Source organism: Paenibacillus sp. GCM10027628 (genome assembly GCF_042676385.1).
In the GTDB taxonomy this organism is placed as follows: Bacteria; Bacillota; Bacilli; order Paenibacillales; family NBRC-103111; genus Paenibacillus_E.
Genome location: NZ_JBHTHA010000012.1, coordinates 1 through 16,528 on the forward strand (window position 1 = coordinate 1; position 16,528 = coordinate 16,528).

13 protein-coding genes are annotated in these 16,528 nt (G+C 48.2%); 6 read left to right on the plus strand and 7 right to left on the minus strand.

Annotated features, from left to right (window positions below):
- A partial coding sequence (locus ACFQZT_RS13240) for a transposase (RefSeq protein WP_379300490.1) occupies positions 1-559 on the plus strand: 559 nt, incomplete at its 5' end.
- A gap of 315 nt (positions 560-874) precedes the next feature.
- On the opposite strand, the gene corA is transcribed toward ACFQZT_RS13240, so the two are convergent.
- On the minus strand, positions 875-1,825 hold the full coding sequence (gene corA, locus ACFQZT_RS13245; RefSeq protein WP_379300553.1) for a magnesium/cobalt transporter CorA: 951 nt from the start codon (positions 1,823-1,825) through the stop codon (positions 875-877).
- A gap of 314 nt (positions 1,826-2,139) precedes the next feature.
- Between corA and ACFQZT_RS13250 the strand changes: the two genes are divergently transcribed.
- The gene (locus ACFQZT_RS13250; RefSeq protein ID WP_379300491.1) at positions 2,140-3,234 is read left to right on the plus strand and encodes a glycoside hydrolase family 88 protein; all 1,095 of its coding nucleotides are present in this window, start codon (positions 2,140-2,142) and stop codon (positions 3,232-3,234) included.
- A gap of 309 nt (positions 3,235-3,543) precedes the next feature.
- Here ACFQZT_RS13250 and ACFQZT_RS13255 read toward each other — a convergent pair whose 3' ends face one another.
- Complete coding sequence (locus ACFQZT_RS13255) at positions 3,544-4,815, minus strand: erythromycin esterase family protein (RefSeq protein ID WP_379300493.1); 1,272 nt, start codon at positions 4,813-4,815, stop codon at positions 3,544-3,546.
- Positions 4,816-5,179: 364 nt separating this feature from the next.
- Here ACFQZT_RS13255 and ACFQZT_RS13260 point away from each other — a divergent pair, with 364 nt between their 5' ends.
- Positions 5,180-7,492, plus strand: coding sequence for a bifunctional diguanylate cyclase/phosphodiesterase (locus ACFQZT_RS13260; protein WP_379300495.1), 2,313 nt, complete (start codon positions 5,180-5,182; stop codon positions 7,490-7,492).
- A gap of 57 nt (positions 7,493-7,549) precedes the next feature.
- On the opposite strand, the gene ACFQZT_RS13265 is transcribed toward ACFQZT_RS13260, so the two are convergent.
- Both ACFQZT_RS13265 and ACFQZT_RS13270 read right to left on the minus strand, forming a co-directional pair.
- A complete protein-coding gene (locus tag ACFQZT_RS13265) occupies positions 7,550-8,356 on the minus strand; it encodes a histidinol-phosphatase (RefSeq protein ID WP_379300497.1) in 807 nt (268 codons plus the stop codon).
- Between the two features lie 22 nt (positions 8,357-8,378).
- Entirely contained in the window at positions 8,379-9,281 is a 903-nt protein-coding gene (locus ACFQZT_RS13270) for a LysR family transcriptional regulator (RefSeq protein WP_379300499.1), read from the minus strand.
- A 206-nt stretch (positions 9,282-9,487) separates the two neighbouring features.
- Here ACFQZT_RS13270 and ACFQZT_RS13275 point away from each other — a divergent pair, with 206 nt between their 5' ends.
- Both ACFQZT_RS13275 and ACFQZT_RS13280 read left to right on the plus strand, forming a co-directional pair.
- Positions 9,488-11,014, plus strand: coding sequence for an MDR family MFS transporter (locus ACFQZT_RS13275; RefSeq protein WP_379300501.1), 1,527 nt, complete (start codon positions 9,488-9,490; stop codon positions 11,012-11,014).
- Positions 11,015-11,069: 55 nt separating this feature from the next.
- Positions 11,070-11,648, plus strand: coding sequence for a PadR family transcriptional regulator (locus ACFQZT_RS13280; protein ID WP_379300503.1), 579 nt, complete (start codon positions 11,070-11,072; stop codon positions 11,646-11,648).
- Between the two features lie 62 nt (positions 11,649-11,710).
- On the opposite strand, the gene ACFQZT_RS13285 is transcribed toward ACFQZT_RS13280, so the two are convergent.
- Positions 11,711-13,153, minus strand: a complete 1,443-nt coding sequence (locus tag ACFQZT_RS13285; RefSeq protein ID WP_379300505.1) for an aminotransferase-like domain-containing protein — start codon at positions 13,151-13,153, stop codon at positions 11,711-11,713.
- 153 nt (positions 13,154-13,306) lie between these two features.
- Between ACFQZT_RS13285 and ACFQZT_RS13290 the strand changes: the two genes are divergently transcribed.
- Complete coding sequence (locus ACFQZT_RS13290; protein ID WP_379300507.1) at positions 13,307-13,951, plus strand: LysE family translocator; 645 nt, start codon at positions 13,307-13,309, stop codon at positions 13,949-13,951.
- Here the strand turns inward: ACFQZT_RS13290 and ACFQZT_RS13295 are convergent.
- A complete protein-coding gene (locus ACFQZT_RS13295; protein ID WP_379300509.1) occupies positions 13,911-14,729 on the minus strand; it encodes a TIGR01457 family HAD-type hydrolase in 819 nt (272 codons plus the stop codon). The two genes, ACFQZT_RS13290 and ACFQZT_RS13295, sit on opposite strands and share 41 nt — an antisense overlap.
- Positions 14,730-14,769: 40 nt before the next feature.
- Complete coding sequence (locus ACFQZT_RS13300; protein WP_379300511.1) at positions 14,770-16,434, minus strand: PAS domain-containing sensor histidine kinase; 1,665 nt, start codon at positions 16,432-16,434, stop codon at positions 14,770-14,772.
- Positions 16,435-16,528: the final 94 nt, after the last annotated feature.

Below are 16,528 nucleotides of genomic sequence, written 5' to 3' on the forward strand. Positions count from 1 at the left end.
GTTTGTGGTACGCGTTCGGGATAAACTAAACCTTTTTCCTGTAGAAGGTAGTGAACGCGAGATTTCGCCGATTCAGGGTCAAACACAGGTCATCCGAGATGTGGATGTGCTCACGAATAAAACCACCAAGCCTGTTCGCTTGGTTGAGTTCGTGGATCACAAAGGACAACGCTACCGGGTTTTGACGAGTCGCTGGGATCTGTCGGCGGCAGAAGTGGCACGCATTTACAAGAACCGTTGGAAGATTGAACTCTTTTTCAAGTGGGTTAAGCAACACTTAAACCTTGTGAATCTGTATAGCTGTGATCCCGATGCCGTATGGAACCAACTTTTTTTATCTCTCATTGCCTTCGCCGTTAGTTTGCTCATCACGCTTGACCTAAAGACGGATAAGAGTCAATGGGAGGTCTTAAAGCTGCTTAAGATCTACCTGTTCCATACGTGGGAGCAGTTTATAGCCGCCTTGTTCCGACCACCTACCAAAACATCCAAAGGCCGTCAAAAAGTGGATACTGCGAACAAGACTGTTCAAGAGCCCCAGAGAATCATCATTCGTTAAGGTTATGACAAGTGAATATCCTTTTTTTGGAAAAATGCGTCACCTTGATCAAATGTTACTTTTTTAGTTCATACGGCAAAAAGTGGGCTGTAAATATTTGGTGTTTTTTGTGGATAACTGAAGACAGCCTCTTTAAATCTCTTTCATGTCAGCTTTCGTGCATGCTTAGTGTGTTATTCAGCGTTACAAACGTAAAAATAAATGGCAACGAGTTAAATAGCGATGTTTACCATCGTTACAGATTTGAAGTGAATTAGGCAGATGCCATACCGCTAAATTTCCTCCTCATTCGCAAACGCATGGGTTTACACGTTTTTAGTCGAACCAGCCTTTTTTTCGAAACCAAGTGAACATGCCGAACCCGATTCCGAACATGAGCAGCAGAATGGCAAAATAGCCCCAATGCCACTGTAATTCCGGCATATACTGAAAATTCATGCCATAAATTCCGGCAATAAAAGTCAAAGGCATGAAGATGGTGGTGATGACGGTCAATGTTTTCATGATCGTATTCATGCGATTTGAATTCAGAGAAATGTAGCTGTCCCTCATATCGGCGGTCATATCGCGGTTGGATTCAATCATTTCAGCAAGCTTGAGCAAATGGTCATGAATGTCGGTGAAAAATAACTGGTGCTCTCGAATTTGATCGATTCGCTCTGTATTGATGACCCGGTAAAGAAGATCCCGCATTGGTACGATGGTACGGCGTAATTTTAACAACTTTGCCCTTATATCAAAAATTTGGCTCATCAAAACTTGAATGGATTCCTTGTGGACGTTGATTTCGATTTGATCTAATTGATCTTCGATTTGGTAGACGCTGGGGAAATACTGATCCACCAAATTATCCAGTACTAAATAAGCCGCATAAATATGACCTTGGCTTCTTATTTGTTCTTGCTCCGCAATTCGGCTCCAAGCATCTTCAATTTCCCTCGATTCATGTAAATGAAATGTGACCAGGTAGTTGTTCCCCATGAACATATCCACTTCTTCGGCAGCCAATGTTTTCGCATTAATCGCATGCATGACAAAGAAATGCACATCTTCGTAATGATCCATTTTCGGTCTTTGCAGTAAATAGAAGCAATCCTCGATCGCGAGCGGGTGAAAGTGAAAATGATCTTTCAACTGCCGGGCTTCGTCTTCGCTGGGATTGTTGAAATCAACCCAATACCAAAGAATATTGCTTTGAGCAAGCGATTTTAAAGGCAAATCGATACACAGCTCGAGCTCGGTGGTTATAGCGATGGAACGAATCATGGATAAGCACCTCGGATCAATCTTATAAAATGACAAGTCCATAATAAGTTTCCCCCTAGTCTATCTTTTCATATCGCATTAGAATAGGTGTGATACGGAAATCCACTGCAGGGGGTAACCCCTGATTACTAAACGCTTGATTAACGGATGGGAGCATATTCGAGGCAGTTTAGGAGGTGTGAGGGAAGTATGTCGACAAGACAAGCTGAATAATCACTAGCCGCGAGGTGGAAAATCGATCATCAGATTGCATGCGGAAGGGTTCGAAACTGCGTTTATTGAAATTAACGACGGAGCTAAGGAGTGAACGAGTGATGGATATAACAACCGTGTGGCCATTGTTGCAAAAGAAAGTCGACATCATGATCGAACAAATCGGTTCCAAATCTCCGCATGTGGACAAAGATGGCGTATATGATGACTTTCGGCTAGATTGGTGGACATCCGGCTTCTGGCCAGGGATACTCTGGATCATGTATGATATGACCCGAGATGAGAAGTATAGCCGACATGCCTGGGAATGGGATGCCAAAATAGAAGCTTGTTTCTCCCAGGAAAACAATTTTCATCATGACGTTGGATTTCAGTTTTTGCCTACGGCTGTGGCGAAATATAAGATGACCGGCGATAAAGACGGCCGGAGGAGAGGTTTGCAAGCCGCTAATTTCCTGGCGGGGCGTTTTAATTTGGCCGGCCGCTTCTTGCGTGCATGGAATCAAGACAAACATGGCTGGGCGATCATCGATTCAAGTATGAACTTGTCGTTGCTCTTATGGGCAGCCGAAGAAATCGGCGATGCCCGATTCAAGCAGGTGGCGATGGCTCATGCGGACACGGTTCTTGAGCATTTTATACGAAATGACGGGTCGGTCCGTCATATCGTCAGCTTCGACCCGGATACGGGTGCATTCATTGAAGCGCTAGGGGGGCAAGGATTTTCGCCGACTTCCGCTTGGAGCAGAGGGCAGGCGTGGGCGCTGCATGGGTTGGCGAATGTGTACCGGTATACGCGCGAGCGTAGGTATTTGGATGCTGCGAAGCGGGTCGCCCATTATTTTATGGCACAAACAGCGATCGATCCCATCCCGCTGTGGGATTTCCGTACCGGCGATGCGGATTTGCAGCTCAAAGACACGTCCGCTGCATCCTGTGCAGCTTCGGGTCTTCTGGAAATCGCTGACCTGGTTCCGGGCGATGAGGCGCACCTGTATCGCAATCAAGCATTGCGAATCATGGAGACCTTAACAGAACGATATGCCGTACTCGATCAATCGCGGGAGTCCATATTACGTGAAGCAACCGGAAATAAGCCGGCTGAACAGAATGTAAACGTTGGACTTATTTACGGAGATTATTTCTATATTGAAACTGCAGCGAAGTTGATGAATTGGAAGAATCGCGTATTTTGATCGGTAAGAAGCATGATTTAAGTGCATTATCTCTAGGAATTAGTAAGAAGCATGACTACTAAGGGCACTATCCCCAGGGCTCAGTTGAGAGTACTGCCCCTTTCAGCACTATCCCCTTTGCTCAGATAGACACATGCCCTCTTTTCCCCATAATGGTTTATTTCATAATGAAAGTACATGAAAACCCCAGGTAAACCCCTGCTGACCTGAGCAGTAGGGATAGTGATTAGAGATTGAGTAGGAAAAAAAAGATCGACTCGCCGAAATAGGTCGATGTGAACATCCTAGAAAAAGTGCTTGTGCGAACCTTCACACAAGCACTTTTTCTATCGTTAATGGACGAAGCGCATGGCTTTCGTCCACATGCACGAAAGCGTCGTACCGCCGGGCCATGACCGAGGGAACGTAGTTCCCTCGCTCGTAAGACGGGCGGTACACGACACCGATGGCACGGTGCCCCAGCACCTCGTGCCCGAACAGCGGATCCTCCTTGCGCAGCAGGAGGATCTGATCATGCGCGCCTGCACGATGCAGGAGCTCCTCCCAGCTGCCGGGCACGGCGGCCGGCACCTGCATCGTCGCCATCGGCGCGCCCCATGCTTTCGCGGCAATGACCGTGCCGCGGTAAGTGCCGAAGCCGATGGCGAACACATCGGCTTCGCCGTGCGCTTCGCGAACGAGCTGGCCGACATTGACCATGCCGTCCTCTATCATATCCGTTGCACGCGCATCGCCAATGTGCGTGTTGTGCTCCCAGACGATCACCTTGGCGTCTGGCCCGTGGAAGCTGACGAGGCGGCGGAGCGCCTCGGTCATGTGGCGGTCGCGGATGTTCCACGAATCCGCGTCGTGGCGCACCATCGTGCGGTAGTAGTCCTCCGCGTTCACGGCTACCAGCGCGTTCAATTCCGCGCTGAGGGCCGCTTCGCGATCCTGATCGTACCGCACACGATTGGCGTGAAGCGCACCAAGCAGCTTCACGACATCGTCCTTGCAGCTTTCCCCGTAGAAAGCTGCGGACACGCCGTAGAATTGCCCTTCCTTCTCGTATGGCTCGAAGCATTCGAACGCACGGCGGGCCAAGTTCAGCTGCTCGGCTGTTCCGTTCTCCTGCAAATACCGCTCAATTTCCTCCAACGATTCCCAAAGACTGTACACGTCCAAACCGTAAAAGCCTACCCTTTGGTCCACCGGTTTCTCTGCATTATGCTGCTTGAGCCAATCCACCAGATCGCAGATTTCTTCGTTTGCCCACATCCACGTCGGCCAGCGATTGAAGTCTGTTAGCACTTCAAGGGCATCCGTTTTAGCATGCTGATAATGTTTCACATAACGATTGACCTCATAGCAAGACGGCCAATCACCCTCAACGGCGATAAAAGAAAAACCTTTCATTTCAATAAGCTTGCGGCTCAATTCCATTCGCAGTTTATAGAATTCCGAAGTGCCATGGGTAGCCTCTCCTAGCAAAACATACTTTTTGTCCCCGATCGCCTCCACCAAGACATCCAAATCGTCTATAGAGTTCAGTCGAACAGCATCCTTTGAAATTTGCTCCACGATTATTTCTTCTACGTTCACAGTGGTTTGTCTCCTATCCAAATGATTTACTGCCCTAGTATGTGTAAATCCGTTTTTTGTAACACAAATGATACATTCCTGTTATCGTCCCATAACATAGGTGGGGTAATATAATAAACAAGACCCCCTTTTTTTAATATATAATTTGGACCTGGCCCCGTCGGCTAGGTCCCTTTTTTTGTGTTAGGGTCTTTTTGACTATTCAAGCGAATCGGCGAATAAAAATATTGCAACTTTAGGCCTATGAATGAAATAATAGAAGAAGATCGTCTTTTTTCATCCCTATGTCTTAAAACAGAGGATTTTATTATAAACTACATGAATTTACTCAAGACAGAATGTTTTTCTCAGGGAGCAGACTAGTATGAGAGCAATTCACTACACCCTAATAGCGCTAGTTTTTGTCATTTTGATCTCTTCCGTAGAGGTTGTCCTCAAAAATTACCAAAACTCATTGATGCACGAACTCCATCTATCCGAGGAATCTCAACTATCTTCACGGGCCCTTGCCTTAAAAAATGTTGTGGATCGAAACTTTAGTCTCATGGCAAGCCTGGAGGCTTATGTCAATTCGGGCTATCTGGAAGGCAAGAGTGATCAAGAGGTCATGAATTACATAGGTTCTCTATATTATGGCGTTCAAAGTTCCGCTTTTAATCTGCTGATCGTACCTGGCGGCATCGTCAAGTACGTATACCCGCGCCAAGGTAATGAGAGCATTGTGAACTGGGATTTGTTGAACGATCCGAGAGTTAACGTACAGGAACAAATACAGCGTGCTTTAAAAACGCAGAGCATGACAGTCGACGGACCTTTTGGATTGCTCCAAGGAAACAATGGTTTGGTCGCGCGGAAACCGTTGTATCGAGAGGGTCATTTCTGGGGCTTTATCTCGGTTGGCTTGGATTTGGACAAGCTCTTAGTGGAATCTGGCGTGAAGGGCAAGGACAACGGTTCGCTGCAAGTGGCGGTTCGTATTCCGGGCCAGCCGGCCTTCTTTGGCGATAATGATATTTTTCTAAAGAAGCCGATGTTTGCAACCATCGAATTTTCCGGAAATATATGGGAGCTCGCAGCGCTCCCGCAAAGCAGCTCGATCCAAAAGGTGAAGAATCAGGTTCAGCTTATACGCTGCGCGTATATTTTAGTGCTTTTGCTTGGACATTTGTTCTATATCTATATCGTAAGACAGCGAAATCAGCTAAGCCGCATGGTACAGGACCGTACGCAGGAGTTGCTCGAGGCCAATGAGGACCTGACCGCCGTGAACGAAGAACTGATAGCTGGAGAACATGAGCTGCAGCAATATACAAGGCGATTGCAGGAATCCGAACAGATGCTGTCTTATATGGCCTACCATGATATACTGACCAGCATATACAACCGTGCTCATTTCCAAACGTTGCTGAAGGAACAACTTGAGCGTCATAGCGACCGGAACACTTCGCTCACCGTGCTGTTTTTTGATTTGGACAATTTCAAAATGGTGAATGATTCGCATGGTCATCATATGGGAGACTTGCTGCTTCAGGAAGTCGTTAACCGTATCCGGCAAGCTGGGCTTCACTACCACACGTTTGCTCGGTTTGGCGGCGATGAGTTCGCTATGCTGCTGACGGATTGTTTGAATGAGCAGGATGTCCAGCGTCTGTGCGAACAATTGTTAGATTTATTCAAGACACCGTGCATCATTTCTAATCGCTCCTTCTTTGTCAGCATCAGTATTGGTATTGCTCAGTACCCGCAAGACGGCACTACCTGGGATATACTGATCAAGAATGCGGACATCGCGATGTACATGGCGAAAAAAGAGAGCGGTGGCTCGTATACGTTCTTCAATCAGCAGATGGAAACGAACTCACTAACCAAGCTTGAGATGGGCAATCATTTGCGGCAGGCGATGGAACGGAATGAGCTGGAAATCTTTTACCAACCGCAAGTCGATTGTATGCAAGGAAAAATCATCGGCGTTGAAGCCCTTCTTCGGTGGAACCATACGGCGAAGGGCTATATCTCCCCAGCCGAATTCATCCCGCTGGCCGAAGAGATGGGCTTGATTGTGCCGATCGGCGAATGGATTTTGCGCGGAGCTTGCACTCAGATGAAGGCGTGGCATCTCCATTTGAAGCAGCCTTTAGCCATTTCTGTCAACCTCTCGGTGCGGCAGCTGCATGATGAGCGATTCGTCGATAAGGTTTGTCATATCCTGGAGGAAACAGGCTTAGAGGCTAAATTTTTGGAGATGGAGATCACGGAAAATGTGGCGATGAAGGATGAGCAAATGGACGCACTTCGTCAATTACGCAATCTCGGCATTGCGATCTCCGTCGACGACTTCGGTACGCACTACTCCTCGCTAAGCTATTTGAAGCGGTTCCCGGTTACGAAAATCAAGCTGGATCAATCGTTTGTCCGTGGCGTCCAATCGGATGACAAGGATCGGGCTATGATCAAAGCGATCATTTCGGTAGCCAATTCATTTCAGCTGGAAATTATTGCTGAAGGCGTAGAGACGGAAGAGCAAGCCAGTTTCCTCGTCGAGAACGGATGCCGACAGATTCAAGGCTACTACTTCTTCCGTCCGATGCAGCCGGAGCAGGTTATGGTCGTTCTGGAGCAAAGCTTGCGTCCTAAGCTGTCGTTCATGGAAGTGGCCGCGGCCGGCGAAGAAGAATAGCGGCGGCAAATAAAAAAATCTCCTCGCTTGTGACTAGCGCAGGAGATTTTTGTATATTTATAAAGGCACGACTTGTTTTTGCTGATTTTTAAAATATACCCAATGCTTGTAGCCGATTTCCTTTAGCTTGGCGCTGACTTCATTCCACTCGTCGCCGACACGGCTCGGAATATGTGCATCGGAACCGAAGGTGACTTCTACGCCGTAATGCAGGGCCCGTTCCAGGATTTCGTCGGAAGGGTACCAGCCGCCAACATCTTTGGTTTTGCCTGACGTATTAATTTCAATGGCAACACCGCATTCGCCAATCACTTTTAATGTATCGTTCACTTTTGGCGTGGAGATGTTTGAGAATTCAGGATAAAATCCTTTCATGGCATCGATGTGCCCAAGAATGTGGAACATGCCCGCGCGTGCGGATTCCGAGATAAGGCGGTAGTACTCCTCTTTATGTTCAACTTTTTGAGCGTCGTTCAGTTTCTTCCAGCGGTTGCGGTTGAAAATACTGACACCTCCGGATAAATGAACGGAGCCGATGATATAGTCAAATGGATACTTTTTATATTCCTGACGATATATTTCGGCGTGCTCCGGGAAGAAATCCGATTCCACACCGAGAAGTACGTCGATTTTGCCTTCGTATTCTTGTTTGAGCTTTAAAACTTCCTCTACATAGCGGGGGAACTCACTTTTCGCCATCGCAATCAAAGGCTGAGCTTGATCCTCGGAGCTTCCGAAATAAGGCGAGTGGTCGGAAATACCGATAACGCTCAAACCGCCGGCAATAGCCGCTTCAATATAATCTCGAATCTTACCCTGCGCGTGTCCGCAGCGGTCATGATGGGTATGTAGATCGAATTTCATAAGGGCCTCCTTAGCGTTTTGCCTATTCAGAACCAAGAAATTGGGTCTCCGGCATGCCTTTCAAATCTCTTAAAAATTGCTGCATGGCGGAATTCAAGTAACGTCCTGACTTATATACTACACCTACGGGGTGGGTACTATCCAATTCATTTACCTTCAGCATTTTTAAGGTGCCATGGCGAAGTTCGTCAGCGACGGATAACTTGGAAATGATAGCCACACCAAGATTCAGTTCAACCATACGCTTCACTTCCTCGCTGCTAGAAAGCTCCATCACGATATGCGGCGATACTTCGTAATTGGTGAAAACCTGATCGACGAAACGCCGTCCGGCAGTTTCCGGAGATAACATGATGAATGGAATGTTGCGGAGCTTCTCAATGGACAGATGAGAAAAACGGCTGAGCGGATGCTGGGAAGACACAATGAGTTCAAAGGTATCATAGTAAAGGACGGAGGTTTCAAGCGCTTGATTTTTTTCAAATAAATAAGTGATGCCGATATCAATCTGACCGCTTTCCACGCTGTTCATAATTTGGGAAGAAGTCATGGAATGAATCGTCGTTTTGATTAACGGAAATTGATCTTGGAAATAAGAGAGGACACGGGGCAAAATCTGCATAGCAATGGATGTCGTCGTTCCGATATGGATATGTCCCTGTGGCGTTTGTTGCAAGTCGGATAACCGCTGCTTTAAGTCGCTGGCGATCCGCAGCATTTTCTCCGCATGTTCAAGAAATAACTTCCCGCTGTCGGTCAATGTGACAGGCTGATTACGGTCAATCAGAATTGTGCCGAATTCGTCTTCTAGGCTTTTGATTTGCGCGGAAACGGCAGGTTGGGTCAAGTTAAGAATCTCCCCAGCTTTACGAAAGCTCATCGTTTTAGAGATCGTGAGCAGCGTCTCCAACTGGTTCATATTCATGAGCACACCTCCTGCTTTCGATTGGGATACAAATAAAATTTATCGAAATTGTAAAGGACATAAAAAGCTTTTCTAACTTCATTATATGATAAATCATCAGTATTGGGCAAATGACTATAACAATTTTCTCCTTTGATAATTATTCAAATTTGAATATAATAATTTGTGTATTGAAAATTTACAAGTAAATAAAAGGAGTTACACTCATGTCGTTAACACGCAAGTCCAATGCAACGTGGACGGTTGTCGGATTGATGCTGGGCCTGCTGCTCGCATCGCTTGACCAGACGATTGTTTCTACCGCAATGCCGACCATTGTATCTAAACTAGGCGGATTTAATCAATTTGTCTGGGTCTTTTCCGCGTATTTGATCGCCAATGTCACAGCCATGCCGATCTTCGGTAAACTGTCCGACATGTATGGTCGCAAGTTATTTTTCCTGATCGGAATTATTGTGTTCATGGCAGGTTCCGCGCTTTGCGGAACGGCAGCCTCGATGACGCAATTAATTATCTACCGGGCCATCCAAGGCATTGGTGGCGGAGCACTCATGCCGATCACTTTCGCCATTATTTTTGACATTTTTCCTCCTGAGAAGCGTGGGAAAATGCAGGGGCTTTTCGGTGCGGTTTTCGGATTATCCAGTGTGTTGGGACCGATTATCGGAGCTTATTTCACAGACCATGTAACATGGGAATGGATTTTCTTCATCAATCTCCCGTTAGGTGTTCTTTCGTTGTTGTTTATCATCTTTGCCTATCATGAGACCGTGGAGCACAGCAAAGCGAAGATTGACTGGGGCGGCACGATCCTGCTGACAGCAGCGATCTTGTCTATCATGTTCGCCTTGGAGCTTGGCGGTAAAGAGTACGCATGGAACTCCATGCCAATCACCCTCTTGTTTGCCGGTTTTGTAGTTCTGCTCGCTATTTTTATTGCGATTGAAAAATATGCTGCCGAGCCTATCGTACCGCTGGATTTGTTCAAAAATCGCTTGTTCAGCTCCAGCATGGGAGTCAGCTTCGCTTACGGTGCCGTTCTCATTTCCGCAGGTACGTATATTCCTTTGTTCATTCAAGGTGTTTTCGAAGGATCAGCTACTAGTGCAGGCTCCGTGCTCACGCCGATGATGCTTGGGGTCGTAGCCAGCAGTACGTTGGGTGGACGTTTTATGGGGAAATTCTCTTATCGAAATGTACTTCTAGTTTCCGTAGCGCTGCTTATCATTGCGACCTCTCTTCTAGGTGGCATCTCGATTGATTCGAAACGCTGGACGATTACGGTGTTTATGATTTTAATGGGGCTTGGCATCGGCGCGTGCTTCCCGGTAACGTCCATGTCCGCTTTGCATAAGGTGGACTTCCGCCGCAGAGGAACTGTGACTTCATTGGTCGGCTTTTTCCGTTCGGTCGGTTCCGCTATTGGCGTTGCGGTGTTCGGCAGCGTGCAGGTGAATAGCTTAAACGATAAATTACTGGCGGCTGTGCCGGATCCTTCAATGGTCGAAAATTTAAAGGACGCACATGTGCTACTTCAACCTGAATTTCGAGCTAAGATTCCGCCAGAGGTGCTGCACAAGATGATTACGGCTTTAGCTGATTCCATCGCGGTTGTGTTCCAAACCACGATCGTGCTGGCCGTCATCGGGTTGATATTCATCCTTTTCATGGGAAATGCTAAGCTTGAAGTCGGTAAAGCTCCCGTCAAAGGCACGGTTCCAGCGACTCACTAGTGTTTAAGGTCACAAAGACAGTTTTCCTTCGGAATACTTCTAGGAGGTCATCAAGATGTCGATGAAACTCGTCATTCTTGGACTGCTAATGGAAGCCAATCGGCATCCGTACGAAATTCGGCAGATCATGAAAGAACGAGGCATGCACAATTACATGAAGCTGCAAGACGGTTCATTATATTATGCGATGGATCAGCTGAAGAAGGACGGCCACGTTGAAGCTCTTGAAGTCGTACGCGAGTCGAATCGACCGGAGAAAACGATCTATCAAGTGACCGACGCAGGCCGTAAGAAGTTCCAAGAAATGCTTTTGGAACAGCTGCATGAGGAGATCAAGTTTTATCATCCGCTCTATGTGGCATTGCCTTTTACGGTGCACGGGGATCAGGATAAAATCGCCGAAATTCTCGAGCACAAAATTATGGCGCAAAAAATTATCATGCAAAGAGCAAAGAGTCTGTACGAGGAACATATCCCCACGGTTCCGCGCGTCGTACTTCATATGATGGCAGGTTGGTACAAACGCGCTTTCATGGAGCTGAAATGGCTCGAGGAACTGCAGAAGGATGCCCAGGCGGGCAAGCTTCACGAAACAGGCCTCCCGTTAGATATCGACTGGGATCGAATTGAATAAGTAAAGCCGCTGTTGCTCTCAGCTAATGAGGGCGGCAGCGGCTTTTTGCATGAAAGGAAAACCTAAGGTTCAAGGATACTGGCGAATTTGGCAATGCCATCTTCTATTTCCTGCCGGTTCGCCCGGGCGTAGGACAATCGTACGTATCCTTTGTCCGCCCCGTAAACACCGCCTGGTACGAAAAGAACCCCTTGCCGGATACCGCGTTCGAGCAGCTCGGTCTCTGTAATGGGCTTTAACAGCTTGCACCAGATGTGATAGCCGCCCGTCGGCTTCTCCCATTCTGCTTTGCCGGTGAGATGCTTCGCCATAGATTCCAGCATGTAATCTCGCTTTACAGTAAGGCCTCTCAGCACGTTTTCCCGCTGTTCCGCCCATGCCGAAGAGGTGATAAAAGTTTCTACCAGATGCTGAAGCAGCGGACTCGTACCGAAATCCATCTGCTGTTTGGCATCAGCGAGCCGGTCAATGACCGAACTCGGACCAACCATCCAGCCGAGCCGAAGCCCCGGCGCAGTCGTCTTCGACATGCTGCCGATATGGAGGATGGACTCTTTGGCCCCGCTGAGAGCGAGCAGCGGAAGCGGTGGCGCAGGCTCGCCGGCCAGTGTAATCGAGCCGAAGGTTTGATCTTCCACGATAGGGATGCGATGCGCTTCGCAAATTTCGATTAATCGCAGCCGTCTCGCTAAGGGCAGCACGGCACCGGTCGGATTCTGATAGGTCGGCATCGTGATGACCATTTTGATGCGATGCATTTTATGCAAGGAGAGCAGCTCGTCTGGCAATAGGCCGTCACGATCGAAAGGGATGCGAAGCAAGCGAATGCCGGATGCGCCGAATAGAGGCAGCGAATAATGGTAGGACGGGCCCTCAATGGCAATGCTGTCCCCTGGACTCAGGAGACATTGGGCGATCAAATGCAGCGCTTGTTGGGCGCCTGATGTAATCAAGATGTGCTCCGGCTTGCAATTGATGCTGGAAGTGCGGAGCAGGTGTGCCGCTAGGGCTTCACGCAGAAAGAGCTCGCCCTTGGCATCCGGATAATGCAAGGGCAAGGGACGTTTGCCTCTCTTGAGCATATCTGCGACCATGTCTACCGGAAGAAGGTCGGGGGACATTTCGCCATCTGCTAAGTTCAAATAGATCGGATCCATCGTCAATTCCCGAACTTTACGGAGCAGGCTTTGGGTTGGCCTGAAGAGTCCTGATGCCATATAGCTTCGCCACTCGGAGAACTTGGAAGCAGATAAATTCCATAAGCTATCGCTAACGTAAGTTCCGCGGCCTTGCGCCGATTGGATTAATCCGACCGCACGAAGCTCTTCGAAGGACTTGGTTACGGTACTGCGATGCACGCCGAGTAAAGAAGCCAGAAACCGTTCGGTAGGAAGCTGGCTGCCCGGAGCTAAAGTGCCGTCTACGATCATTGTTTCAATTTGTCTGGTAATCTGCATCGGAATGGATTCTTTGTGCTCCCGATTTCGATTGATTTCAATATGCATCGTAACTTCAATCCTTTGAAAAATGCTGTTACTCCTATCTTTACCTAATTGGCCTGCGAAATCAACTGCCAATTGGCTCCTGACGATAGCGGCCAATTCGATTAATCTGAAAGTACTGACAAGCTTTTGTACTTGAGGAAAGGAGCGTAGACATTGCTATTATCAGCTTTTATCAAAGGATTTGTATTTTCATTATCGCTCTGTTGCGATCTCGGGCTTGTCAACGTGGCGATGATTAAAACAGGCATAGAGAGAGGCTTTAAATCTTCTTTCCAGTTAGGCTTTGGCTCCTGTTTTGGAGATCTGACTTATTTGGTATTGGCCTTGTTAGGGGTAACGGTCATTTTCCAAATCCCTGTCATCCGGTGGGTATTGTGGATCGGGGGTACGCTGGTGCTTGCGTGGATGACGATTCAGATGCTGCGCAAATCACTCAGCCGGCAAGAAGAGATGCAGCTATCGGGGGCAGAGACAAAGGAAAGCAAACAGTTTTGGTGGGGGCTTGGTTTGACCTTATCCTCCCCAACCGTTATTTTGTGGTTCGCTGTCGTAGCAGGTCCCATTATCGCCAGTTTCGGTACGCACGATTTGAAGACGACCACGGTGTTTATCGCCGGTTTTTTTGCTGCTAGCGTTGTTTGGTCCGGATTTATCGCAATCGTCTCGGGCGTTTCCCGCAAATGGTCCAGCAACAGATTCATACGGATCATGTCACTGGTCTCTGCGGTATTGTTCTTGTTCCTCACGGTGAAAATCTTTATGGACGGTTGGCAAAACCTGCTCCATCATTCAGCCTAGTCTGCATGACGAAGTCCTGCAGGTCTTCGCAGATCAAGTCCGGCGTCACGCCTGCCGACGCCAGCTGCTCGTGCACGTTCGCCGTCGTGGCGACGCCCGTCAGCACGAGCGCGGTACGGCACCCGGCCATCGCGCCTCCGCGGATGTCCGTTGCGGCATTATCGCCGATGACCCAGACATCGGCGGCGGGTAGCCCGAGCCGCTCGATGGCGTAAGCCATAATGATCGGCGACGGTTTGCCGATCACCACCGGCTCCACGCCGGAGGCGGCGGTGATCGAAGCTGCCAGGGAGCCCGCCCCTGGCAGCAGCCCTCCATCCGACGGCAGTATGCGGTCGGGATTGGTTACTACATAGGTCGCGCCGCTATGCAGGTGGCGGACCGCTTCCGTCAGCTTCGCGTAGGTGAAGCTGCGGTCAATGCCTTGGACAACGTAGTCCGGCGTCCCCTCATTCAAGAGGAAGCCGGCCGCCTCCAAGGCTATTTGCAATCCGGCTTCGCCGATCATGTGCACGCGCTGGCCTTGCTGCTGCTCGGTTAAGTACTGTGCAGCCGCTTGTGACGAAGTGTACACGGCCGCTGCGGGTACATCGATGCCGAGCTCGCGCATATGCTCGGCAACTTGCTCTGGCGTTCGCGACGAATTATTCGTCACGAGTAAATAAGGCATGCTTTTGTCATTCAGCATGCGGATGAAAGCAGCAGCATGAGGAATCGGCTCATGCCCCCGGTATAACGTGCCGTCTAAATCAATGAGAAATCCATGTTTCATGTCCATGCTCCTAATTTTATTTGGGGTCCCCGCAAAGTATTAGTTTCTATTTCATGGCAGGCAGCGTGATTTCCACGGTCGTGCCTTCGCCCAGTTTGCTGCGGATTTTCATCGTGCCGTCGTGGGCTTCGATAATGCGATAGCATACCATCAGACCCAGACCGGTTCCTTTTTCTTTCGTGCTGTAGAAAGGTTCTCCAAGCTTAGGCAGCCGTTCTGGGGCGATACCGCAGCCTTGATCAATGAAACGGATGGTCAAATCTTTGCCGTGGTTAGCAGAGAATGCTTGTATCCGCATCACGCCGCCTAAGGACATAGACTCCAGCGCGTTTTTCAAAATATTAATGAACACTTGCTTCAGCTGATGCTCGTCGCAGGACACAAGCGGCAGTTCGGCTTCGAGTTCGGCTTCGAGCTCGATGTTGCCCAGCAGCGCTTGCGGCTGAAGCAGCTCAATGGTGCTCATCACAATAGAATCCAGCCTGCGTGGCTCAAAATGAATGGCCTGCGGCTTGGACACGAACAGAAATTCATTCACAATGAATTCGATCCGCTGAAGCTCATTTTGCATGATCTCAATATAATATTGCTCTTTGGGGCTGTTCGTTTTCAGCAGTTGCAAAAATCCTTTCAGAGCCGTAAGTGGATTCCGAATCTCATGCGCAACGCCGGCAGCGAGCTGACCGACAGCTGAAAGCTTATCGGACTTAATAAGGAGCTCCTGCGTTTTTTTCTGTTCGGTAATATCGACAAAGGTGATGACAGTGCCTAATAGCTGTCCCTTACCTTCCAACATGGGACTGCACATATATTCTACGGGGAAAGACGTCCCGTCCTTTCTCCAGAACACATCCTCTTTGACAATCGTCACTTCCCGATTCAAGACCATGTTCAGAATAGGGCTTTCTTCTCGCGAGTATAGGGTGCCGTCGCTTTTTTCCGGCCGGATGAGGTTATGGATTTGTCTGCCCAGCATTTCATCCACTTTCCACCCCGTCATCGCTTCTGCGGCTTTATTCCAGAAAATCGTCCTGCCGGTCATATCGATGCCATAAATACCTTCCGAAACGGAGTTCAGGATGAGCTGATTTTGCCTGTGAAGTTTATCGATCTCCTTCTTCTGCTCTTTGACCTCGGTTAAATCTTTCAAAATCGCATACACGCCCACAATGTGGCCGTCCACCATCGTTGGGACGAAGGTGACGTTCGACTGCACCGGAAAACCTTTCTGATGAAGGAAAGCTGCTTCAAAGTGCTGCGGCATTCCCGCCGAAGCCACTTGAAAATGATGTAAGGCTTTGAGTAAATCCGGCGGATGAATCATAGGAATGAAAGAAGTTAGCTGGGAGGTGTCTTGACTTAGACCGAGCAGGCTTTCCAAGCCGTGGTTGGAGGAGAGAACCTCACCATCCAGGCTGAAGGATATAATGGAATCCGGATGGTTGTCATAAAGTGATTTATAGCGTTCCACTTTTTCTTGCATATTCGCTTCATGCAATTTGAACTGCTTCATGCCAAATAAAGTAAACCCCAGAATCAAGCATATTATCACGATATCAATACTAAATCCCGCATACTTCAAATTTCGCAAATATTCGATACGGTGCAGGATCAAAACATCAATGAGCAGTAATAGTAAGGAAAAAATATGATAAACTAGCGCACTTTGTAATAGTGTCGTACGTTGATTTGTTATGGTCCGTTTAAACATAATCGGCTTTCAGAGCCCCTTTAAAGTCATTTTCTACCATAATTGTATCAGGATTCGACAGAAAATTATATATTTGTCTAGTACTAGTTTATCT